This window comes from Streptococcus mitis, from assembly GCF_000960025.1.
Lineage (GTDB): Bacteria > Bacillota > Bacilli > Lactobacillales > Streptococcaceae > Streptococcus > Streptococcus mitis_DH.
On the sequence record NZ_JYGQ01000001.1, the window covers coordinates 479482 to 499251 of the forward strand.

At 40.7% G+C, this 19770-nt stretch carries 22 protein-coding genes and 1 pseudogene; 17 read left to right on the plus strand and 6 right to left on the minus strand.

Annotated elements, in window-relative coordinates; genetic code table 11:
- The first annotated feature begins 60 nt into the window (after positions 1 to 60).
- Both TZ91_RS02570 and TZ91_RS02575 read left to right on the plus strand, forming a co-directional pair.
- Positions 61 to 963 (plus strand): helix-turn-helix transcriptional regulator, encoded by a 903-nt coding sequence (locus tag TZ91_RS02570; protein ID WP_033686689.1) that lies wholly within the window; start codon positions 61 to 63, stop codon positions 961 to 963.
- 54 nt (positions 964 to 1017) lie between these two features.
- The gene (locus TZ91_RS02575) at positions 1018 to 1632 is read left to right on the plus strand and encodes a GyrI-like domain-containing protein (protein ID WP_033686687.1); all 615 of its coding nucleotides are present in this window, start codon (positions 1018 to 1020) and stop codon (positions 1630 to 1632) included.
- A 40-nt stretch (positions 1633 to 1672) separates the two neighbouring features.
- Here the strand turns inward: TZ91_RS02575 and TZ91_RS02580 are convergent, their stop codons facing one another.
- Both TZ91_RS02580 and TZ91_RS02585 read right to left on the minus strand, forming a co-directional pair.
- Positions 1673 to 3940: an ATP-dependent Clp protease ATP-binding subunit gene (locus TZ91_RS02580; RefSeq protein ID WP_033686686.1), complete on the minus strand. Its 2268-nt coding sequence runs from the start codon at positions 3938 to 3940 to the stop codon at positions 1673 to 1675.
- A gap of 230 nt (positions 3941 to 4170) precedes the next feature.
- Positions 4171 to 4401, minus strand: coding sequence for a DUF1797 family protein (locus TZ91_RS02585; RefSeq protein ID WP_000443570.1), 231 nt, complete (start codon positions 4399 to 4401; stop codon positions 4171 to 4173).
- Between the two features lie 190 nt (positions 4402 to 4591).
- Here TZ91_RS02585 and TZ91_RS02590 point away from each other — a divergent pair, with 190 nt between their 5' ends.
- The 4 genes from TZ91_RS02590 (at position 4592) to TZ91_RS02605 (ending at position 8037) form a co-directional block, all read left to right on the plus strand.
- The gene (locus TZ91_RS02590) at positions 4592 to 5275 is read left to right on the plus strand and encodes an amino acid ABC transporter permease (protein ID WP_033686685.1); all 684 of its coding nucleotides are present in this window, start codon (positions 4592 to 4594) and stop codon (positions 5273 to 5275) included.
- Positions 5275 to 6009, plus strand: a complete 735-nt coding sequence (locus TZ91_RS02595) for an amino acid ABC transporter ATP-binding protein (RefSeq protein WP_000140955.1) — start codon at positions 5275 to 5277, stop codon at positions 6007 to 6009. The genes TZ91_RS02590 and TZ91_RS02595 overlap by 1 nt, the downstream gene beginning before the upstream one ends.
- A gap of 177 nt (positions 6010 to 6186) precedes the next feature.
- Entirely contained in the window at positions 6187 to 7044 is an 858-nt protein-coding gene (locus TZ91_RS02600) for a bifunctional methylenetetrahydrofolate dehydrogenase/methenyltetrahydrofolate cyclohydrolase (protein ID WP_033686684.1), read from the plus strand.
- Positions 7045 to 7185: 141 nt separating this feature from the next.
- On the plus strand, positions 7186 to 8037 hold the full coding sequence (locus TZ91_RS02605) for an NAD(P)H-hydrate dehydratase (protein ID WP_033686682.1): 852 nt from the start codon (positions 7186 to 7188) through the stop codon (positions 8035 to 8037).
- A 23-nt stretch (positions 8038 to 8060) separates the two neighbouring features.
- Here TZ91_RS02605 and TZ91_RS02610 read toward each other — a convergent pair whose 3' ends face one another.
- Positions 8061 to 8246, minus strand: a complete 186-nt coding sequence (locus tag TZ91_RS02610; RefSeq protein WP_001068558.1) for a hypothetical protein — start codon at positions 8244 to 8246, stop codon at positions 8061 to 8063.
- Between the two features lie 231 nt (positions 8247 to 8477).
- Here TZ91_RS02610 and rpiA point away from each other — a divergent pair, with 231 nt between their 5' ends.
- From rpiA to deoD, 6 genes and pseudogenes are all read left to right on the plus strand, one after another.
- The gene (gene rpiA / locus TZ91_RS02615) at positions 8478 to 9161 is read left to right on the plus strand and encodes a ribose-5-phosphate isomerase RpiA (RefSeq protein ID WP_033686681.1); all 684 of its coding nucleotides are present in this window, start codon (positions 8478 to 8480) and stop codon (positions 9159 to 9161) included.
- A gap of 23 nt (positions 9162 to 9184) precedes the next feature.
- Positions 9185 to 10396 carry a phosphopentomutase gene (locus TZ91_RS02620; RefSeq protein WP_033684960.1) on the plus strand — a complete coding sequence of 404 codons (1212 nt, stop codon included), beginning with the start codon at positions 9185 to 9187 and terminating at the stop codon, positions 10394 to 10396.
- Position 10397: 1 nt separating this feature from the next.
- Positions 10398 to 10959 (plus strand): annotated as a pseudogene (locus TZ91_RS02625) (DUF1697 domain-containing protein).
- The gene (locus TZ91_RS02630; protein WP_033686677.1) at positions 10956 to 11765 is read left to right on the plus strand and encodes a purine-nucleoside phosphorylase; all 810 of its coding nucleotides are present in this window, start codon (positions 10956 to 10958) and stop codon (positions 11763 to 11765) included. Before TZ91_RS02625 ends, TZ91_RS02630 begins: the two are co-directional and overlap by 4 nt.
- Positions 11766 to 11767: 2 nt before the next feature.
- Entirely contained in the window at positions 11768 to 13051 is a 1284-nt protein-coding gene (locus tag TZ91_RS02635; protein ID WP_033686675.1) for a chloride channel protein, read from the plus strand.
- 400 nt (positions 13052 to 13451) lie between these two features.
- The gene (gene deoD / locus TZ91_RS02640) at positions 13452 to 14162 is read left to right on the plus strand and encodes a purine-nucleoside phosphorylase (RefSeq protein WP_000022091.1); all 711 of its coding nucleotides are present in this window, start codon (positions 13452 to 13454) and stop codon (positions 14160 to 14162) included.
- 25 nt (positions 14163 to 14187) lie between these two features.
- Here deoD and TZ91_RS02645 read toward each other — a convergent pair whose 3' ends face one another.
- From TZ91_RS02645 to coaA, 3 genes are all read right to left on the minus strand, one after another.
- Positions 14188 to 14712 (minus strand): DNA topology modulation protein, encoded by a 525-nt coding sequence (locus TZ91_RS02645; protein WP_020902940.1) that lies wholly within the window; start codon positions 14710 to 14712, stop codon positions 14188 to 14190.
- Between the two features lie 52 nt (positions 14713 to 14764).
- Positions 14765 to 15001 (minus strand): 30S ribosomal protein S20, encoded by a 237-nt coding sequence (gene rpsT / locus TZ91_RS02650; RefSeq protein ID WP_001274000.1) that lies wholly within the window; start codon positions 14999 to 15001, stop codon positions 14765 to 14767.
- A gap of 67 nt (positions 15002 to 15068) precedes the next feature.
- Entirely contained in the window at positions 15069 to 15989 is a 921-nt protein-coding gene (gene coaA, locus TZ91_RS02655; RefSeq protein WP_020902939.1) for a type I pantothenate kinase, read from the minus strand.
- Between the two features lie 199 nt (positions 15990 to 16188).
- On the opposite strand from coaA, the gene TZ91_RS02660 reads away from it, so the two are divergent.
- The 5 genes from TZ91_RS02660 (at position 16189) to TZ91_RS02680 (ending at position 19694) form a co-directional block, all read left to right on the plus strand.
- Positions 16189 to 16593, plus strand: coding sequence for a hypothetical protein (locus TZ91_RS02660; protein ID WP_033684964.1), 405 nt, complete (start codon positions 16189 to 16191; stop codon positions 16591 to 16593).
- Between the two features lie 178 nt (positions 16594 to 16771).
- Positions 16772 to 17362 carry a class I SAM-dependent methyltransferase gene (locus TZ91_RS02665; protein ID WP_080702840.1) on the plus strand — a complete coding sequence of 197 codons (591 nt, stop codon included), beginning with the start codon at positions 16772 to 16774 and terminating at the stop codon, positions 17360 to 17362.
- On the plus strand, positions 17359 to 18636 hold the full coding sequence (locus tag TZ91_RS02670; RefSeq protein WP_024057940.1) for a pyrimidine-nucleoside phosphorylase: 1278 nt from the start codon (positions 17359 to 17361) through the stop codon (positions 18634 to 18636). Before TZ91_RS02665 ends, TZ91_RS02670 begins: the two co-directional genes overlap by 4 nt.
- A 19-nt stretch (positions 18637 to 18655) precedes the next feature.
- The gene (deoC, locus tag TZ91_RS02675; protein WP_033686673.1) at positions 18656 to 19318 is read left to right on the plus strand and encodes a deoxyribose-phosphate aldolase; all 663 of its coding nucleotides are present in this window, start codon (positions 18656 to 18658) and stop codon (positions 19316 to 19318) included.
- Positions 19305 to 19694 (plus strand): cytidine deaminase, encoded by a 390-nt coding sequence (locus TZ91_RS02680; RefSeq protein ID WP_033686672.1) that lies wholly within the window; start codon positions 19305 to 19307, stop codon positions 19692 to 19694. The genes deoC and TZ91_RS02680 overlap by 14 nt, the downstream gene beginning before the upstream one ends.
- Positions 19695 to 19770: the final 76 nt, after the last annotated feature.

Genomic DNA, 19770 nt, shown 5'->3' on the forward strand with positions numbered 1-19770 from the left:
ATTGGGGTAAATTCTCCAAACGGACTTCTTTAACTGGTATAATAAAAGGGAGGTGATTTTATGGCAGAATCAAGATTATTTCGCATCCTATATCTACTTTTAGAAAAAGGCAGTACAACAGCTCCTGAATTAGCCCGATTATTTGAAGTGTCTGTACGAACAATTTATCGTGATATTGAGCGCTTAAGTATGGCGGGGATTCCCATTTATTCGATTCCTGGAAACTCAGGTGGAATTTTTTTAATGAAGGACTTTGTCCTGGATCGCGCTCTTGTGTCGGAGAATGAAAAAATAGAACTGTTGTCTGCTTTGCAAGGGATTCAAGCTCTGACGGATGACAGACAAGACCTGTTACTTGAAAAATTAGAATCTATTTTTCAAGTTTCTACCAGCCCTTGGATAGAAGTAGATTTGACTGACTGGAGAAAGCGAGAAGGTCAAAAAGAATTATTTGATAATATCAAACATGCTATTCTAGAGAAGAGGCGACTGGTTATCACTTATCTAGGTGGGAGTGGTCAGAAAACGATTCGTACAGTTGAACCTTTTAAACTCGTATTTAAAAAGAGAGATTGGTACCTTCATGCTTACTGTTGTTTGAAGGAAGACTGGCGCTTTTTCAAGTTATCTAGAATTAGGAATTGTCACCTAACAAATGCAATAGTGAAGCAGAAAAACGTAATGGATTCCGTTGATAGTTCAGATCAAGTGGCAAATCAAATCGAAGTTTCCTTGAAGTTTAGTCCCAAGCTTGCTTTCCGGGTTTATGAAGATTTTTCAGAAGATGAGATTATCTTGGGCAAAGATAGATGTTATTATGTCAAGACTGTCCTACCAGAGCATGAAAGTCTATATACTTACCTCCTGTCTTATCTAGATGGGGTTGAAATACTCGATCCCGATTATCTGAGGAAGGAACTGCTTTTTAGAGTAGAAAAAATCCAAAAACTTTATAAACCTTGACAAAAGATGTCAGGGTTTTAGTGCTATACTAGAGATAGAAAGGAGAAAAATCAAATGAAATACGAATGGAGAAAAGAAGCGAAAGCTCTTTATCAAGTCAAGGCTAGGCCCACTATCTTACAGATACCAGGTCAAACTTATATCGTAATTGATGGTAAAGGAGATCCAAATCAAGAAGATTTTTCAGAACGCGTAGGAGTTTTGTATGCCTTAGCTTATGCGATAAAGATGAAGTATAAAAAAGCTCCTCTGGATCAAGTCTACACTGATTTTACAGTCTTTCCTTTAGAAGGTGTATGGAAAAAGGAGAAGGAAGGAGAACTGGTAAAAAGTAAGCTTTCGTATAGCATTATGATTGGGCAACCCGATTATATTACGCGAGAACTATTTGAGGAAGCTCTGAACGAGGTGAAAATCAAGAAGCCAAATCTTCTCTATGAGGCTATTCATTTTGAAAAAATAGAAGAAGGCCTAAGTCTTGCTATGCTTCATGTAGGACCTTTTGATACAGAAAATGAGACTTTTGCAGATATGGAAGATTTTTGTCAACTTCATAAACTCAAAAGAATTACGGAGTTCCACCGAGAAATCTATCTCAATAACCTTCATCGAACGGAGTCAAGCAAATTGAAAACAATTCTTCGCTATCAAGTTCAAGAAGAGAATTAAAAAGAACAGGAGATCTTGTTTCCTGTTCTTTTTATGAGTTCTAATCTTCTATTTCAGAAGTATTCTCTTTGATTTTTTCAGCTTTTTTGGCAGATTTGATTTGAATGTTGCCCTTGCTGGTCATAACTGCCTTGAGGTCTTTTTCGCTTGGATTTTCAAGGTAGTAGTCTGTGATAGCATCTTCAATATGGTCTTGAATGGTACGACGGAGTGGCCGCGCCCCCATTTTTGGATCATAACCGAGGTCAACTAATTTTTCCTTTACCTTTTCAGTTACATCTAAATGAATGTTGTTGCTAGAAAGGCGCTTGTTAACGTCTGCAAGCATAAGCTCGACAATCTGAAGGAGGTTGTCCTTGCTGAGAGCCTTAAATTCGATAATACCATCAAAACGGTTCATAAACTCTGGGCTAAAGAAGTTACCGAGTTCACCGAGAACAGAGTTGGTACGTCCTTCTCTAGCAGCCCCAAATCCAACGCTGGCTTCTGCCTTACCTGTACCTGCATTTGAAGTCATGATGATGATAGCGTCCTTGAAGCTAACGGTACGTCCTTGTCCATCTGTTAAACGACCATCGTCCAATACTTGAAGGAACATATGCATGACATCTGGATGGGCTTTCTCTACTTCATCCAAGAGAATAAGAGAGTAGGGATTGCGGCGGACTTTTTCAGTTAATTGCCCAGCCTCGTCATAGCCGACATAACCTGGAGGGGCACCGACTAATTTCGCCACACTGTGTTTTTCCATATATTCACTCATATCAAAGCGAATCATGCTGTCAGCAGAACCAAAAAGTTCAATGGCTAGTTGTTTGGAAAGTTCTGTCTTACCGACACCAGTTGGTCCGACGAAGAGGAAGCTTCCGATTGGGCGGTTAGGCGTACCGAGACCGACACGATTACGGCGAATAGCCTTGGCTATCTTATCAACTGCATCGTCCTGTCCAATAACATGAGACTTGAGGTCTTCAGCTAGATGGATGAGTTGAGATTGTTCTTTCTCTTTCAAATCGCCAACAGGAATGCTGGTTTTCTGCTCGATAATGTGCTCAATGGTTTTTTCACTGATGATAGGAGTATCCTGGTCTGTGACCTTTTTCTTTTGCATTTCCTTATACTTGGCAATCTGGTCGCGGAAGTAGGCGGCCTTCTCAAAATCTTCCTCTCGTGTAGCTTGAGATTTAAGATTTTCAGCCTCAATCAAGCGTTGATCAATTACTTTAGGATCAACAAAATTCAAGGTTAAGTTCATCTTAGAACCTGCTTCATCTAGGAGGTCAATGGCCTTGTCAGGTAAGAAGCGATCTTGGATGTAGCGATTGGAAAGAGTTGCAGCTGCTTCAATTGCAGCATCGGTATACTGAACGTGGTGGTAGTCTTCGTATTTCTTTTGAATTCCTTTGAGGATAGTGATTGTTTCTTCTACGGTTGGTTCATCGACCTTAACAGGTTGCATACGACGCTCTAGGGCAGCATCTTTTTCAATGATACGGTATTCATTGAGGGTAGTGGCACCGACCAGTTGCAGTTCCCCACGAGCAAGGGCTGGCTTGAGGATATTTCCTGCGTCCATATTGCCATCGCCCGCAGACCCCGCACCAACAATTTCATGGATTTCATCGATAAAGAGGATAATATCCTCACGTTTGCGAATTTCTTCCATGAGTTTTTGCATGCGTTCTTCAAATTGTCCACGGATACCCGTTCCTTGAACTAAGCTAACTACATCCAAACGGATGACTTGTTTGCCTTGGAGTTTATGTGGAACATCGCCATCAACAATTTTCTGAGCTAGACCTTCGACAACGGCAGTTTTTCCGACACCAGGTTCACCGATAAGAACAGGATTATTCTTGGTTCTACGATTGAGAATCTCGATGACACGGATAATCTCATCGTCGCGTCCAATAACGGGGTCAATATCGCCACGACGGGCAATTTCAGTTACGTTGATACCAAATTCTTCCAGCAGGCCTTTTTCTTGGCTTGGTGGAGGAGTTTGAGCAGGTCCACGATTTTGGGAACCATAACCGCCATTTCCACCGTAACCTCCACCTGATTGGGTTGGGGGAGTCGGTGGAGTGTTGTTAGAAGGTCTAAAATTGTTTAGGTCATTGAAGAAATCACCAAAGGGATCAAAGTCACGATTGTTCAGATCCGTAATACCTTTAAAGAGGCTATTGTTAGGATCTGTTTTGATAATCTTATAACAGTTTTGACAGAGGTCAATTTGTTTTTGCTTTCCATTGAGATTGGTATAAAGATGAATCGTTGAGTCATTGATTTTACAGTTTTGACAAAGCATACATCTACCTCATTTCTTTCTTTAGCCTGACCTATTTAAAGGTCAAAAATAGTCAAATTTCTATACTCTCATTATAACAGGATTGGGGTGTAAAGCAAGTAAAAAGATTGCAGCTTTGAGAAGTTGTTACAATGAAAATCTTTGTGAATTTAGACTATAAAAAAATCCTATTTGTGAGACAAAAAGGATTGTGGTTAGACATGCAGGGTGTAATCCCAGCTTGCTTTGTATTAGTAAAGGAGTTCGTAAATCTCCATTGCAATCAAGTCAATGCTATCAAACGTATAAGTTTCGCGAGCTTCGACATCACGAAGGGTAAAGATTGATCCGTTTTCTTCGTCGTGGCTGTATGCAACTTCTGCAACAACAACTCCTTCGCGTTCAAAATTACGTTTTAAATTTCCGCCATCTTTTGCCATTGCTTCAAGGCGGTTGATGATTCTAACCAAATGTGATTCCATTTTGATTCTCCTTCATTTCTTATCGTTACTATTTTACCATAAAGGAGGCCAACTTGCCTAGAAAAAACTAAGATTTCTCGCTAATTCTACCAGCTTAAAGATTTTTTGAATAAATTGGATAAAAGGTTTGAATTTTAATTCAATGCATGTTATAATCATACAGTATTCTATTTTAGAAAGCAGTGTGACTATGAATTTTTCTTTTTTACCTAAGTATTTACCTTATTTTAACTATGGGGCTGTTGTGACGGTTCTCATTTCTATCTGTGTTGTCTTTTTGGGAACTATTTTGGGTGTTGTCTTGGCTTTTGGGCAACGTTCAAAGTTTAAACCGTTTGTTTGGCTCGCCAACTTGTACGTTTGGATTTTCCGTGGGACACCGATGATGGTTCAGATTATGATTGCCTTTGCCCTTATGCACATCAATGCTCCGACTATTCAGGTTGGAATTTTAGGTGTTGACCTTTCTCGTCTGATTCCAGGGATTTTGATTATCTCTATGAACAGTGGTGCTTATGTTTCTGAGACTGTTCGTGCCGGAATTAATGCGGTTCCTAAGGGTCAGTTAGAGGCGGCCTATTCTTTAGGGATTCGTCCTAAAAATGCGATGCGCTATGTGATTTTGCCACAAGCTATCAAAAATATTTTGCCAGCATTGGGAAACGAATTTATCACTATTATCAAGGATAGTTCCCTCTTATCAGCTATCGGTGTTATGGAGTTGTGGAACGGAGCTACAACAGTTTCTACAACAACCTATCTACCTTTAACACCACTTTTATTTGCAGCCTTTTATTACTTGATTATGACCTCTATTTTGACAGTAGCCTTGAAAGCTTTTGAAAAACGTATGGGACAAGGAGATAAGAAATAATGACAGAAACCTTGATAAAAATTGAAAATTTACATAAATCCTTTGGAAAGAATGAAGTATTGAAGGGCATCAACCTCGAGATTAAAAGAGGAGAAGTTGTCGTTATCATTGGTCCTTCAGGAAGCGGGAAATCTACCTTGCTTCGTTCTATGAATTTGTTGGAAGAAGCAACAAAAGGGAAGGTTATCTTTGAGGGAGTTGATATTACGGACAAGAAGAATGACCTGTTTGCCATGCGTGAGAAGATGGGCATGGTCTTCCAACAATTTAATCTCTTTCCTAATATGACCGTGATGGAAAATATCACTTTGTCTCCTATCAAGACCAAAGGTGAAAGTAAGGCCGTTGCAGAGAAGAGAGCTCAGGAACTTTTGGAAAAAGTTGGCTTACCAGATAAGGCAACTGCTTATCCACAGAGTTTGTCAGGTGGCCAGCAACAGCGGATTGCTATTGCGCGTGGCTTAGCTATGGAACCAGATGTTTTGCTCTTTGACGAGCCAACTTCAGCCCTGGACCCTGAAATGGTAGGTGAAGTGTTGGCTGTTATGCAAGACCTAGCCAAGTCAGGAATGACCATGGTTATCGTAACACATGAGATGGGATTTGCTCGTGAGGTGGCAGACCGTGTCATCTTTATGGCAGACGGTGTGGTTGTTGAAGACGGAACACCTGAACAGATTTTTGAACAAACTCAAGAACAACGGACTAAAGACTTCTTGAGTAAGGTTTTATAAGTTAGCTTTGTTTAGCTATTTGTAGCCAACTTTACATATAAAATATAGATTAATGAAAAGCTCGAACCGAGCTTTTTCTTATAGTTTGAAACTATAAGATAGCCTAGGAAAGAAGTGTTAGAGGGGATTAGCAGTTTTTGGTATAATGGAAGATATTTGAAAGAAAAGAGAAGTGATATGACACAGATTATTGATGGGAAGGCTCTGGCAGCTAAGTTACAAGGACAGTTGGCTGAAAAGACTGAAAAATTAAAGGAAGAGACAGGTTTATTACCTGGTTTGGTAGTGATTTTGGTTGGGGATAATCCAGCAAGCCAAGTCTATGTTCGTAACAAGGAGAGGTCAGCCCTTGCGGCTGGTTTCCGTAGTGAAGTTGTGCGAGTTCCAGATACCATTACTCAAGAGGAATTGTTAGACTTGATTGCCAAATACAATCAAGATTCAGCTTGGCATGGGATATTGGTCCAGTTACCATTACCAAAACATATTGATGAAGAGGCAGTTTTGTTGGCCATTGACCCAGAAAAGGATGTGGATGGTTTCCATCCCTTAAACATGGGGCGTCTTTGGTCTGGTCATCCAGTCATGATTCCTTCTACACCTGCAGGGATTATGGAAATGTTTCATGAATATGGGATTGACTTGGAAGGTAAAAATGCGGTCGTCATCGGTCGTTCCAATATCGTTGGAAAACCTATGGCCCAGCTTCTTTTGGCAAAGAATGCGACAGTGACTTTGACCCACTCACGGACTCATAATCTTGCCAAGGTGGCTGCTAAAGCAGATATTCTGGTTGTTGCAATCGGTCGTGCCAAGTTTGTGACTGCTGACTTTGTCAAACCAGGTGCAGTAGTCATTGACGTTGGGATGAATCGTGATGAAAATGGTAAGCTCTGTGGGGATGTGGATTATGAGGCAGTTGCCCCACTTGCTAGCCATATTACGCCAGTTCCTGGAGGTGTAGGTCCTATGACCATTACTATGCTGATGGAGCAAACTTATCAAGCAGCACTCCGGACATTGGATAGAAAATAAGAGAAAAATTTTCTGAGAAAAGTGTATTTTCTATAGCTATATCTAAAATGGCAGAAATGAATATTAAATTTTAGAAATAAGTTTATAAAAGGAGGTATGTGCCTCCTTTTTGTTGTATAATAAATGTGAGAGGAAAAAACGATGAAAGTGATTGATCAAGCCTTACTAGAAAAAGTCATTATTGAACGTTCTCGTACAAGTCATAAAGGAGACTATGGCCGTCTGCTCTTGCTTGGTGGGACTTATCCCTATGGTGGTGCTATCGTCATGGCTGCTTTAGCAGCTGTAAAAAGCGGTGCAGGATTGGTGACTGTTGGAACGGATAGGGAAAATATCCCAGCTTTGCACAGTCATTTACCTGAGGCTATGGCCTTTTCTCTTCAAGACCAGCAACTGTTAAAAGAGCAGTTGGAGAGGGCAGAAGTGGTCTTAGTGGGACCTGGTTTACGAGACGATGCTTTTGGAGAAAATCTAGTAAAACAGGTTTTTGCTAGATTAAGACAGAATCAGATTTTGATTTTAGACGGAGGGGCCTTAACCATCCTTGCTAGAACTAGATTATCATTTCCTTCGTGTCAGCTTATCTTAACTCCCCACCAAAAAGAATGGGAAAAACTGTCTGGAATTACTATTGAAAAGCAAAACGAAGATGCAACAGCTAGTGCCCTGACTTCCTTTCCTCAAGGAACAATTTTGGTAGAGAAAGGTCCGGCTACTCGTATTTGGCAGGTTGGCCAGTCTGATTATTACCAGTTACAGGTTGGTGGTCCCTATCAGGCTACTGGGGGAATGGGAGATACTCTTGCTGGAATGATTGCAGGATTTGCAGGCCAATTCCGACAGGCCAGTCTCTACGAACGTGTGGCAGTAGCAACCCATCTTCATTCAGCCATAGCCCAAGAACTAGCTCAAGAACATTATGTGGTCTTGCCGACGGAAATCAGCTCTTATCTGCCCAAAATAATGAAAAAAATATCTCAAAAAGGCACCTGATGGTTTCAGGCGCCTTTATATTTTTAGAAAAATCCTTTAATCTTTCCAACGAGGCCATCTAGACCTTCAGAACCAGAAATCAACTGCTGAGCTTGAGAGAAGTATTCTCCAAGCTGTTCTTGATTTTCTGCAACAAATGTTTTTGCAGCTTCGAAATCTTTTGTTTCGATTAATTCTTTTACTTGGTTAAACAAATCTAATGGGTTCATTCTATTTCTCCTTTTCTGTACTTAACTATTTAATCATCTTTATGATAAAAAATCAACTGTTGCTGCTTTTGGCTAGGACCTGTTTTTATCTACAAGTTCTCATAACTAAGATTCTAACTACCAAAACAAGGTGGACATAAAAATAAAAATGTTCGGGTTTTTCTAGTGTATCCATGAAATAAAAACGGATACATGTTATAATAGAAATAGCTCTTTAATGGAGGTGTTTGAGTGGAAAATCTGAAGAAAATGGCAGGTATCAAGGCTGCTGAGTTTGTCAATAATGGGATGGTTGTCGGACTGGGAACGGGTTCTACTGCCTATTATTTTGTCGAAGAAATTGGTCGTCGTATCAAGGAAGAAGGGTTGCAGATTACAGCTGTAACGACTTCTAGCGTGACTAGTAAACAGGCTGAAGGGCTTAATATCCCACTCAAGTCTATTGACCAAGTAGACTTTGTCGATGTGACAGTCGACGGGGCGGATGAAGTGGATAGTCAGTTTAATGGAATCAAAGGCGGTGGTGGTGCCCTTCTCATGGAGAAGGTTGTCGCAACGCCCTCAAAAGAATATATTTGGGTAGTGGATGAAAGCAAGCTGGTCGACAAACTGGGTGCTTTTAAATTGCCAGTAGAAGTGGTTCAGTATGGTGCAGAGCAGGTCTTTCGTCGTTTTGAGCGAGCTGGCTACAAACCAAGTTTCCGTGAAAAAGATGGCCAACGTTTTGTGACCGATATGCAGAACTTTATCATTGACCTTGCCTTGGATGTCATTGAAGATCCAATTGCTTTAGGGCAAGAATTGGACCATGTCGTTGGCGTCGTGGAGCACGGCTTATTCAACCAAATGGTGGATAAGGTCATCGTTGCTGGACGAGACGGGGTTCAGATTTTAACTTCAACAAAAGCAAGATAACTAAAATAATAAGGAGATACACTATGTCAAAATTTAATCGTATTCACTTGGTGGTATTAGATTCTGTAGGAATCGGTGCTGCACCAGATGCTAATAACTTTGTCAATGCAGGAGTTCCAGATGGTGCTTCTGACACATTAGGACACATTTCAAAAGCAGTTGGTTTGAATGTCCCAAACATGGCTAAAATTGGTCTGGGAAATATTCCTCGTGAAACTCCTCTTAAGACTGTACCTGCAGAAAGCAATCCAACTGGATATGCAACAAAATTAGAGGAAGTATCCCTTGGTAAGGATACCATGACTGGACACTGGGAAATCATGGGACTCAACATTACTGAGCCTTTCGATACTTTCTGGAATGGATTCCCAGAAGAAATCCTGACAAAAATCGAAGAATTTTCAGGACGCAAGGTTATTCGTGAAGCTAACAAACCTTACTCAGGAACAGCTGTTATCGATGACTTTGGACCACGTCAGATGGAAACTGGGGAGTTGATTATCTATACTTCGGCTGATCCTGTTTTGCAGATTGCTGCCCACGAAGACATCATTCCTTTGGATGAACTATACCGTATCTGTGAATACGCTCGTTCGATAACCCTTGAGCGCCCTGCTCTTCTAGGTCGTATCATTGCCCGTCCTTATGTGGGTGAACCAGGTAACTTCACTCGTACAGCAAATCGTCGTGACTTGGCCGTATCTCCATTTGCACCGACTGTTTTGGATAAATTGAATGAAGCTGGTATCGATACTTACGCTGTTGGTAAAATCAATGATATCTTTAACGGTGCAGGAATCAATCATGACATGGGACACAACAAGTCAAACAGCCATGGAATTGATACACTATTGAAGACTATGGGACTTGCTGAGTTTGAAAAAGGATTCTCCTTCACAAACTTAGTTGACTTTGATGCCCTTTACGGCCACCGCCGCAATGCTCACGGTTACCGTGATTGTTTGCATGAGTTTGATGAGCGCTTGCCTGAAATTATCGCAGCCATGAGAGAGAACGACCTTCTCTTGATTACTGCGGACCATGGAAACGACCCAACGTATGCAGGAACAGACCACACTCGTGAATATATTCCATTATTGGCCTACAGCCCTGCCTTTAAAGGAAATGGTGTCATTCCAGTAGGACATTTTGCAGATATCTCAGCGACTATTGCCGATAACTTTGGTGTTGAAACTGCCATGATTGGGGAAAGTTTCTTAGATAAATTGGTATAAGATGACGCGATATGCTTTACTTGTTCGGGGCATTAATGTAGGTGGGAAAAATAAAGTTGTCATGGCGCAACTTCGTCAAGAATTGACAGAGTTGGGACTGGGAAAGGTTGAAACCTACATCAATAGTGGCAACATTTTCTTTACTTCGACAGATCCCAAAGTCCGATTGGTTGAAAAGTTAGAGGCTTTCCTTGCAGTCCATTATCCATTTATTCAGAGCTTTTCTTTGCTGAGTCAGGAAGATTATGAAGAAGAGCTGAAGAATCTGCCAGATTGGTGGACCAAAGATTTGGCACGAAAGGATGTCCTCTTTTACACGGAGGGCTTGGATGTGGCTCAAGTCATTGAGACAGTTGAAAGTTTGGAATTGAAAGATGAAGTCGTTCATTTTGGAAGACTTGGGATTTTCTGGGGGAAATTCTCTGAAGAATCATACTACGAAACAGCCTATCACAAATACTTACTCAAGATGCCTTTCTACCGCCAAATCACCATTCGTAATGCTAAAACTTTTGACAAAATCGGTCAAATGCTAAAAAACTAATAAAGGAGACACACAATGACATTTTTAGATAAGATCAATGAAACAGCTGCCTTCCTGAAAGACAAGGGAATCCAAACGCCTGAGTTCGGTCTAATCCTTGGATCTGGACTTGGAGAACTTGCAGAAGAGATCGAAAATCCAGTTGTAGTAGACTATGCTGAGATTCCAAACTGGGGCCGCTCTACAGTAGTTGGTCACGCTGGTAAATTGGTATATGGTGACCTTGCAGGTCGAAAAGTCTTGGCTCTTCAAGGTCGCTTCCATTTCTACGAAGGAAATCCTCTTGAAGTCGTGACTTTCCCAGTACGTGTGATGAAAGTTCTTGGATGTGAAGGTGTCATTGTAACCAATGCAGCTGGAGGGATTGGATTTGGTCCTGGTACCTTGATGGCTATCTCAGACCATATCAATATGACGGGGCAAAATCCATTGATGGGTGAAAACTTGGATGATTTTGGTCCACGTTTCCCAGATATGTCTAAGGCCTATACACCAGAATACCGTGCTACTGCCCATGAAGTGGCTAAAAAACTTGGTATCAAGCTTGATGAAGGTGTCTATATCGGTGTTACTGGTCCAACTTATGAAACACCAGCAGAAATCCGTGCTTATAAGACACTGGGAGCAGATGCAGTCGGTATGTCCACTGTTCCTGAAGTTATTGTGGCAGCCCACTCGGGCTTGAAAGTTCTAGGAATTTCATGTATTACTAACTTTGCAGCTGGATTCCAAGAAGAACTCAACCACGAAGAAGTTGTAGAAGTGACGGAACGTGTTAAAGGCGACTTCAAAGGCTTGCTTAAAGCGATTCTTGCAGAATTGTAATCATGTTAATAGAATTGAGGAGTATTTTTCGAAAAATCCCTTATAATTTTAGATTATTCATAGCAGTAATTCTGCAAGGAATAGTTTCGGGTTTATCTGGTATAGTTCTCCATTATCTTTTAGAGATGGTGGAGGAGCTAGCTTTTGGTCAGTCAGAGCATCATAGTGGATTTTTGACAGATGGAGTTTCCTCCTCACGGATAGGACTAAGTTTAATAATGGTGGGTCTTAGCTCGTCCTTAGTCTGGTACTTCTTGCAAAAAGGGTCGAAGATTTATTCCATCAAAGCTCAGATGAAGGATGAGACTTCACAATACAAGCTTCATTTTTTAAGACAGCTATTTCATTCAATTTGGCAGATTATTGCAGTTGGAGGGGGAGCCCCTATTGGCAAAGAAGCTGCGCCACGAGAGATTGGGACTCTATTTGCAGGACCAATTGGAAAAATATGTATACTGTCTATGAAGGATCGCATCTTTCTCCTTGCTTGTGGTGCTGGTGCTGGTTTAGCGGCTGTTTATCAGGTTCCATTAACAAGTGTCTTCTTTGTTTTTGAAACCCTTGGAATTGCTCTATCTATTAAACGATTTGTCTTAGTCGGTTTGACTACTTATGTCTCAACCTATATAGCAGGCTTGGTTATTTCAGATCAGGCTCTCTACCAGATTCCATCGATCACATGGTCATTAAAGGAAATATGGATTATTCCCTTATTACTTCTTTTCTTAACCCCACCAGCTTGGCTTTTTGGTTGCTTAAGTAAGGCAGCGTCTTCAAACAGAATAAAAGATAAACGAGTACTTCTCACATTGCCTACAGCTTTTCTTTTTCTTATTGGATTAGCAAGTTATTTTCCACATCTACTTGGAAATGGACGTATGATGGCTCAGGAAGTATTGAATGGTAGCAATGGCAAAACAGTACTCCTTTTGTTTATATTAAAAGCATTAGTTGTTCTTATTATTCTGTGGGCAGGGGCCTATGGTGGTACCCTTACACCATCTTTTGCCTTGGGGATGGCTGGAGCTGCTCTCTTGGGCATAATTCTAGGTGTGGATAGCCAGCCAAGCATTTTACTTTTGGGATCTGTTTGCTTTTTATCTGTGACCTTGAGGGCACCCATTTCTGCAACTGGATTAGTTATAGGTTTCACTGGGCTAGGTATAGATTCTCTTCCGTATCTCTTAGTAACAGCTGTTTTAGCCTATGAATTTGCAAAAATATTAGACCGTTTTTCTTGGGCTAACATACTGTGTCAGAAGTCAAATAATAAAGTAATTAGGTAGGAAATGCCCATTTCTTCTAGTCAATGATTTGATTTAAAATATTAAAAAAACTCTCAATTTATTTATAACTGTTTTAAATAAAAATGAAGTAGGCTTATCGGAGTCATGGTTGAATCCGATTTTTCCTAGCTATGAAATATAAAAATAAAAAAAGAAAGGTAGAGCGTGTGTTTTGATTAGAACACGAGCGGAAAACTTTTCTAAAAACTCAGAAGAGAAGAGAAGTTCGGGTTTGAATTGAAGCCAGACTAATCTTCTCAATATCATCAAAATTAAGAAAGAAAGGAATTGAACCCACCCTAAAAGCAGTGGGAAAAAGATAGTTGGTCTAGCGAGCATCGCTCACTGCACCCAACTCCTATTTTCCCTTTGCTTTTTGACGGGTTTGGTATCTTATATTATGTCTATCCATATTGCTGCTCAGCAGGGTGAAATTGCTGATAAAATTCTTCTTCCTGGGGATCCTCTTCGTGCTAAGTTTATTGCGGAGAATTTCCTTGAAGATGCTGTTTGTTTTAACGAAGTGCGTAACATGTTTGGTTACACTGGTACTTACAAGGGCCACCGTGTATCCGTCATGGGAACCGGGATGGGGATGCCATCTATTTCGATTTATGCGCGTGAGTTGATTGTTGACTATGGTGTGAAAAAATTGATCCGTGTGGGAACAGCAGGTTCATTGAATGAAGATGTTCACGTTCGTGAATTAGTTTTGGCGCAAGCAGCTGCAACCAACTCTAACATCATCCGCAATGACTGGCCACAGTACGATTTCCCACAAATCGCTAGCTTTGATTTGCTGGACAAGGCCTACCATATCGCCAAAGAACTTGGTATGACCACCCACGTTGGGAACGTTTTGTCTTCTGATGTCTTTTATTCAAACTACTTTGAAAAGAACATCGAGCTTGGTAAATGGGGAGTCAAGGCTGTGGAAATGGAAGCAGCAGCCCTTTACTATCTGGCAGCCCAACACCATGTTGACGCGCTAGCTATTATGACAATCTCTGATAGCTTGGTTAATCCAGACGAAGACACAACTGCAGAAGAACGTCAAAATACCTTCACTGATATGATGAAGGTTGGATTAGAAACCTTGATTGCAGAGTAATTATATCTAAAAAGGAAGCCCTTCTTTATGAATTGGAGGACTTCCTTTTCTTATCTAGAAATTGATCTATCTCTTTTTGTGATCTGAGGATGACCACTTTATATGGATAGTTTTTTTGAATCCACTTGTAGCGTTCCTTAGCGGATTTGCTCCGTCCGTCCCAAAGAATCCATCTGATAAACTCCCAATTAAATTGTTCTTGACAACCAGCTGCCATACTTTCTCTGACCTTGCCTCGGTATGTGAGGTATCGTTTAAAGGCTCGTAGCAGACAATTCCAGCGAGAAAAATTGAGAAAGATGATTTGGTCAGCATCCTGCATTCTTTCCTCATAGAAACACCAAGAATAATTCCCATCAATGACCCAAGCTTCATGCTTTGTGAGAAAATTTTCCATCTCGGTCAACATCCATTCACGATCACTGTCTTGCCAACCGGGTTGAAATTGGAGTGTGTCCATGTGAAGTTTTGGGATGGAGTAGCAGTGAGACAGCTTTTCAGCTAGAGTTGACTTACCAGCACCAGAATATCCGATAATTGCGATTTTCATTTTCTACCTTTTCCTATTTGGGGACAAAAAAACAGCCTCTATGGACTGTTTCTTATTTAGCAAGTTTAGCTGAAAGACGAGCTTTATCGCGGCTTGCTTTGTTTTTGTGAATCAAACCTTTAGTTTCTGCTTTATCGATAGCTGAGCTAGCAGCACGGAAAAGTTCTTCAGATGGGTTTGCTTCGAAAGCTTTGATAGCAGTACGCATAGCTGATTTTTGAGCTGAGTTCTTTTCGTTTTGTTTAACGTTCAATTCAGCGCGTTTGATAGCTGATTTAATGTTTGCCAATGTTCTTACCTCCATATTTACTAACTATACCATTATATCTGAAAACTTACGTTTTGACAAGGGAAAATTATTTTTTTAAGTAAATTTCATCGATTTCATGGTTCTTTGTTTTATGAAGAATCACTTCTGCACGATTTCTAGTTGGTTCAATATAATTTTGTAAATTTGTGAGATTGATACTGGTCCAGACCTGATGGGCAAAGGATTCCACTTCCCCAATCGGCATTTGTGTAAAACGATAATAGTAGCTATCAGGGTCGTTTTGGGCTAGGCTCAGCATTTTCAAGAAACGGTCTAGATACCAACTCTCGATGTCATCGACTGCAGCATCAACATAGATGGAAAAGTCAAAGAAGTCAGTAATGTAGAGACGCTCATTTTGTGGATTTTGAAAGACATTTATTCCCTCAACAATGACAAAATCAGCAGCTTTGACGCTCTGCTTTTCCTCAGGTACGATGTCGTAGACTTCATGAGAATAGACAGGAATATCTACATCTTGTCCATTTTTGATGTGATCCAGGAAGTTGAGAAGAGCTTCCATATCATAGCTTTCAGGAAATCCCTTACGATTTAGAATCCCTTGCTCAATCAAGGTCTGGTTGGGATAGAGAAAGCCATCGGTTGTTACCAACTCAACCCTAGCATCTGTAAGCGTACGGGACAGTAAGATTTGAAGTAGGCGACTGGTTGTGGATTTTCCAACGGCAACACTCCCAGAAACCCCAATGATAAAAGGCTGGGATTTGCTTTCACGTTGAAGGAAAATCCCTTTTGAAAAGGCCAAATCATCCTTGGTACGCTTGTAAATCTGGATGAGATGGGCTAGGGGGAGATAGACATCGGTAACATCCTGCAAGCTAATCTGGTCATTAAAACTCTTGATGGATTCTAATTCCTCTTCTGTCAAAGGAGGTGTTGTCTTTCGATGTAACGATTGCCAAGTCTGGCGGCTGATTTTTTCAAAATGTAAAAATTCGTTGGTCATTTGTTTTCCCCTAGATATTTTGTTTATCATACCATAAAAAGCTAAAAAAATAAAGCGGTTTCTTGATGATAGTAAACCAATATCGTATAATAGAAGTAGATAGGGTTGACCAATTTCTTGATGAGGTAGGAGCTACTTTCTCCTGACTTATAAGCCAATAAAGGGGGCTTTGGGATTCACAATTTATAGGAGGTGTACTATGAAAATCTTAAAAAGTTATATACTGGAACTCTGTTTTATTTTAAGTTTTGCACTACCTTTTTTAAAAGGAGCGAATGCGGATAATGGTAGACGTTTTGTGGAAACCTATTACGGTTTTACTTTTTTGATGGAACATGCCATTGTAACAGCTGTCTTTATCTGTTCGCTCTTGATTGCTTTCTTCCTAAAAAAACGGTGGACGAAATGGTTTGCTGCTGGAAGTTATGTCTTTTTAGTTCTATGGATTGCTACAGAGGGTTATTTCTTCCGCATGTCACTAGAAGATTTAATCCGACTTTGGACAAGTTTGGAAATTCTGACAAAAACGTATCAGTTGGGCTTTTATCTAAACATCTTGTTGGGAATCTTGTTGGTAATGAAGCATTTGAAGGTAAAGAAATAAAAATGTGCCAGACTATAGACTATGAGATATCTAGTCCTACGTGCTTTGTTATTCGGTTATAAAAGTTAAAAGAGATTGAAGAAAAAGTCTTGTTTACTAGCTTTCTTCAGTCTTTTTCGTTTTATGATCAATTTGTAAACGATTTACAATTTAAGTCAAATTATGGTAAAATAGTTTCATGAGTAAAATGTATTATGCAGAAAATCCTGACGCTGCTCACGACATTCATGAGTTGAGAGTGGACTTGTTGGGAGAAAAAATGACCTTTTTGACGGATGCGGGTGTTTTTAGCAAGAAAATGATTGACTTTGGGAGTCAACTCTTGCTCAAGTGTCTTGAGGTCAACCAAGGAGAAACTGTTCTTGATGTAGGCTGTGGTTACGGACCTTTGGGCTTGTCTTTAGCTAAGGCTTATGGAGTTCAGTCGACCATGGTCGATATCAATAATCGTGCCTTGGATTTGGCGCGACAAAATGCTGAACGAAATAAAATAGAAGCGACGATTTTCCAGTCCAACATCTATGAACAAGTTGAAGGACATTTTGACCATGTCATTTCCAATCCTCCTATCCGTGCAGGCAAGCAAGTGGTTCATGAAATCATTGAGAAAAGTAAAGATTTTTTGGAAACTGGTGGGGATTTAACAATCGTTATTCAGAAGAAACAAGGGGCTCCAAGTGCCAAGTCCAAGATGGAAGATGTGTTTGGTAATTGTGAGATTGTCAAAAAAGATAAGGGATACTATATCCTTAGAAGTGTGAACGAATGAGAGCAGTTGATTTAATCCAAAAGAAACGAGATGGTCAAGAACTGACTTCGAGTGAAATTGAATGGCTAGTTGAAGGCTATGTATCAGGAACTGTTCCTGATTATCAGATGTCTGCCTTTGCTATGGCTGTCTATTTCAAAGGAATGACGACACGAGAAATCTCAGATTTGACTATGAATATGGTTAAGACAGGTCAAGAGTTTGATTTATCAGCTATTGATGGGGTTAAGGTTGACAAGCATTCTACGGGTGGTGTTGGTGATAAGGTAACCTTGATTTTGGCTCCTCTTGTTGCTAGCTTTGGTGTGCCTGTAGCCAAAATGAGTGGTCGTGGTCTTGGCCATACGGGTGGAACAATTGATAAATTGGAGTCCATTAAGGGCTATCAAGTAGAACGTAGTCAAGAGGATTTTATTCGTCAAGTACAGGACATTGGTGTATCTGTCATTGGGCAATCAGACCAGCTGGTCAAAGCGGATAAGCTTCTCTACGCCCTACGTGATGTGACCGCAACTGTTGACACGATTCCTTTGATTGCTAGTTCGGTGATGAGCAAGAAAATTGCGGCAGGGGCGGATGCTATTCTGCTAGACGTGACTGTCGGTGAGGGTGCCTTCATGAAGACGGTTGATGAGGCGCGTGAATTGGCTCAAACCATGGTGGAACTTGGTAAGGCAGTTGGTCGAAAGACGGTAGCAGTCATTACGGATATGAGTCAGCCCTTGGGACGAGCAATTGGAAATCGCCTCGAAATTCTTGAAGCACTGGAGACTTTACAAGGTCAAGGTCGTCAGGATATTACCCATTTTATATGCGAATTGGCTCAAATTATGCTTGGTTTAGCAAATGTAAACAAGACAGTTGAAGAAGTTCACCAACATCTTGAGAATGGTCAAGCGCTGGCTAAGTTTGAGGAAATGGTCCAAGCCCAAGGTGGAGACTTGGAAGACCTCTATCGTCCTGTCAATGTTACCCATGTGGTGGAAATCCCTGCCCAGGAAACGGGTGTCATTTCAGCTCTTCCAGCTATGGAATTTGGGCTTTATGCTATGAGACTGGGGGCAGGCCGTGCAGTCAAGTCTGATGCCTTGGACTATGAGACAGGAATTGTTTTTGAAAAGAAAGTTGGAGATTCCGTTCAAAAGGGAGAAATTGTTGCAAAAGTATACACAAATGGAAAAATTTCTCCTCAGCTAGTTACAGATTTTCAAAAATATGTTAAAATAAATGATAGTGTGCAAAGTTTACGAGAAATCATAGAAATAATCTCATAAACTGCAGGAGAATCCGAATATGAAATTAAATAAATATATCGATCATACACTTTTGAAACAAGATGCGACAGTAAATCAAATTGATTGTTTGTTGTCTGAAGCTAGAGAGTATGATTTTGCCAGTGTTTGCGTTAATCCGACCTGGGTTGAACATGCTAAAAAAGGGCTTGAAGGCACAGATGTCAAGGTCTGCACAGTAGTAGGTTTCCCCTTGGGAGCAACAACTTCAACTGTGAAAGCTTTTGAAACCAAGGAAGCTATCCAAAATGGTGCAGATGAGATTGATATGGTGATTAATGTTGGAGCTCTCAAAACAGGTAATCTTGATTTGGTTGAGTCGGATATTCGCGCAGTAGTAGAAGCAAGTGGTGACAAGTTAGTGAAAGTCATTATTGAAGCTTGCCTTCTGACAGACCAAGAAAAAGTTGTGGCTTGCCAATTAGCTCAAAAAGCGGGAGCTGACTTCGTAAAAACTTCAACTGGCTTTTCAACTGGTGGTGCTACGGTAGCAGATGTTAGATTAATGCGTGAAACAGTTGGACCAGAAATGGGTGTCAAGGCTGCCGGCGGAGCTCGTTCTTATGCAGATGCTCTTGCATTTGTAGAAGCAGGGGCGACCCGTATTGGAACGTCAGCTGGGGTAGCCATTTTAAAAGGAGAATTGGCTGATGGCGACTACTGAGTTGATTGAACTAGCAATTGAAACCAGCAAGAAAGCCTATGTGCCCTATTCTCATTTTCCAGTCGGAGCTGTTTTAGTGACAAAAGATGGTAGCACTTATACAGGTGTCAATATTGAGAATGCTAGCTATCCTTTGACCAACTGCGGAGAGCGTACAGCGATTTTTAAAGCAGTTTCCGAAGGCCAAAGAGAGTTTTCCGAATTGATTGTTTATGGACAAACTGAAAAACCAATCTCGCCATGTGGTGCTTGTCGCCAAGTGATGGCTGAATTTTTTGAACAAGATCTAAAAGTGACCTTAGTCGCAAAAGATAAATCGACGGTCGAGATGACGGTCGGGGAGTTACTTCCATACTCTTTTACAGACTTAAACTAGTCTGAGTCGCTCTCTGAGTGGCACGGTCCTTGTGGCCAACCAATCCATACTTGCAACATCGTTGCACATCTTATTT

Excerpts from the sequence above, each read along its gene's own strand:
- TZ91_RS02570 (WP_033686689.1), top strand. The coding sequence starts at position 61 with ATGGCAGAATCAAGATTATTTCGCATCCTATATCTACTTTTAGAAAAA.
- TZ91_RS02575 (WP_033686687.1), top strand. The coding sequence starts at position 1,018 with ATGAAATACGAATGGAGAAAAGAAGCGAAAGCTCTTTATCAAGTCAAG.
- TZ91_RS02580 (WP_033686686.1), bottom strand. The coding sequence starts at position 3,940 with ATGCTTTGTCAAAACTGTAAAATCAATGACTCAACGATTCATCTTTAT.
- TZ91_RS02585 (WP_000443570.1), bottom strand. The coding sequence starts at position 4,401 with ATGGAATCACATTTGGTTAGAATCATCAACCGCCTTGAAGCAATGGCA.
- TZ91_RS02590 (WP_033686685.1), top strand. The coding sequence starts at position 4,592 with ATGAATTTTTCTTTTTTACCTAAGTATTTACCTTATTTTAACTATGGG.
- TZ91_RS02595 (WP_000140955.1), top strand. The coding sequence starts at position 5,275 with ATGACAGAAACCTTGATAAAAATTGAAAATTTACATAAATCCTTTGGA.
- TZ91_RS02600 (WP_033686684.1), top strand. The coding sequence starts at position 6,187 with ATGACACAGATTATTGATGGGAAGGCTCTGGCAGCTAAGTTACAAGGA.
- TZ91_RS02605 (WP_033686682.1), top strand. The coding sequence starts at position 7,186 with ATGAAAGTGATTGATCAAGCCTTACTAGAAAAAGTCATTATTGAACGT.
- TZ91_RS02610 (WP_001068558.1), bottom strand. The coding sequence starts at position 8,246 with ATGAACCCATTAGATTTGTTTAACCAAGTAAAAGAATTAATCGAAACA.
- TZ91_RS02620 (WP_033684960.1), top strand. The coding sequence starts at position 9,185 with ATGTCAAAATTTAATCGTATTCACTTGGTGGTATTAGATTCTGTAGGA.
- TZ91_RS02630 (WP_033686677.1), top strand. The coding sequence starts at position 10,956 with ATGACATTTTTAGATAAGATCAATGAAACAGCTGCCTTCCTGAAAGAC.
- TZ91_RS02635 (WP_033686675.1), top strand. The coding sequence starts at position 11,768 with ATGTTAATAGAATTGAGGAGTATTTTTCGAAAAATCCCTTATAATTTT.
- deoD (WP_000022091.1), top strand. The coding sequence starts at position 13,452 with ATGTCTATCCATATTGCTGCTCAGCAGGGTGAAATTGCTGATAAAATT.
- TZ91_RS02645 (WP_020902940.1), bottom strand. The coding sequence starts at position 14,712 with ATGAAAATCGCAATTATCGGATATTCTGGTGCTGGTAAGTCAACTCTA.
- coaA (WP_020902939.1), bottom strand. The coding sequence starts at position 15,989 with ATGACCAACGAATTTTTACATTTTGAAAAAATCAGCCGCCAGACTTGG.
- TZ91_RS02660 (WP_033684964.1), top strand. The coding sequence starts at position 16,189 with ATGAAAATCTTAAAAAGTTATATACTGGAACTCTGTTTTATTTTAAGT.
- TZ91_RS02665 (WP_080702840.1), top strand. The coding sequence starts at position 16,772 with ATGAGTAAAATGTATTATGCAGAAAATCCTGACGCTGCTCACGACATT.
- TZ91_RS02670 (WP_024057940.1), top strand. The coding sequence starts at position 17,359 with ATGAGAGCAGTTGATTTAATCCAAAAGAAACGAGATGGTCAAGAACTG.
- deoC (WP_033686673.1), top strand. The coding sequence starts at position 18,656 with ATGAAATTAAATAAATATATCGATCATACACTTTTGAAACAAGATGCG.
- TZ91_RS02680 (WP_033686672.1), top strand. The coding sequence starts at position 19,305 with ATGGCGACTACTGAGTTGATTGAACTAGCAATTGAAACCAGCAAGAAA.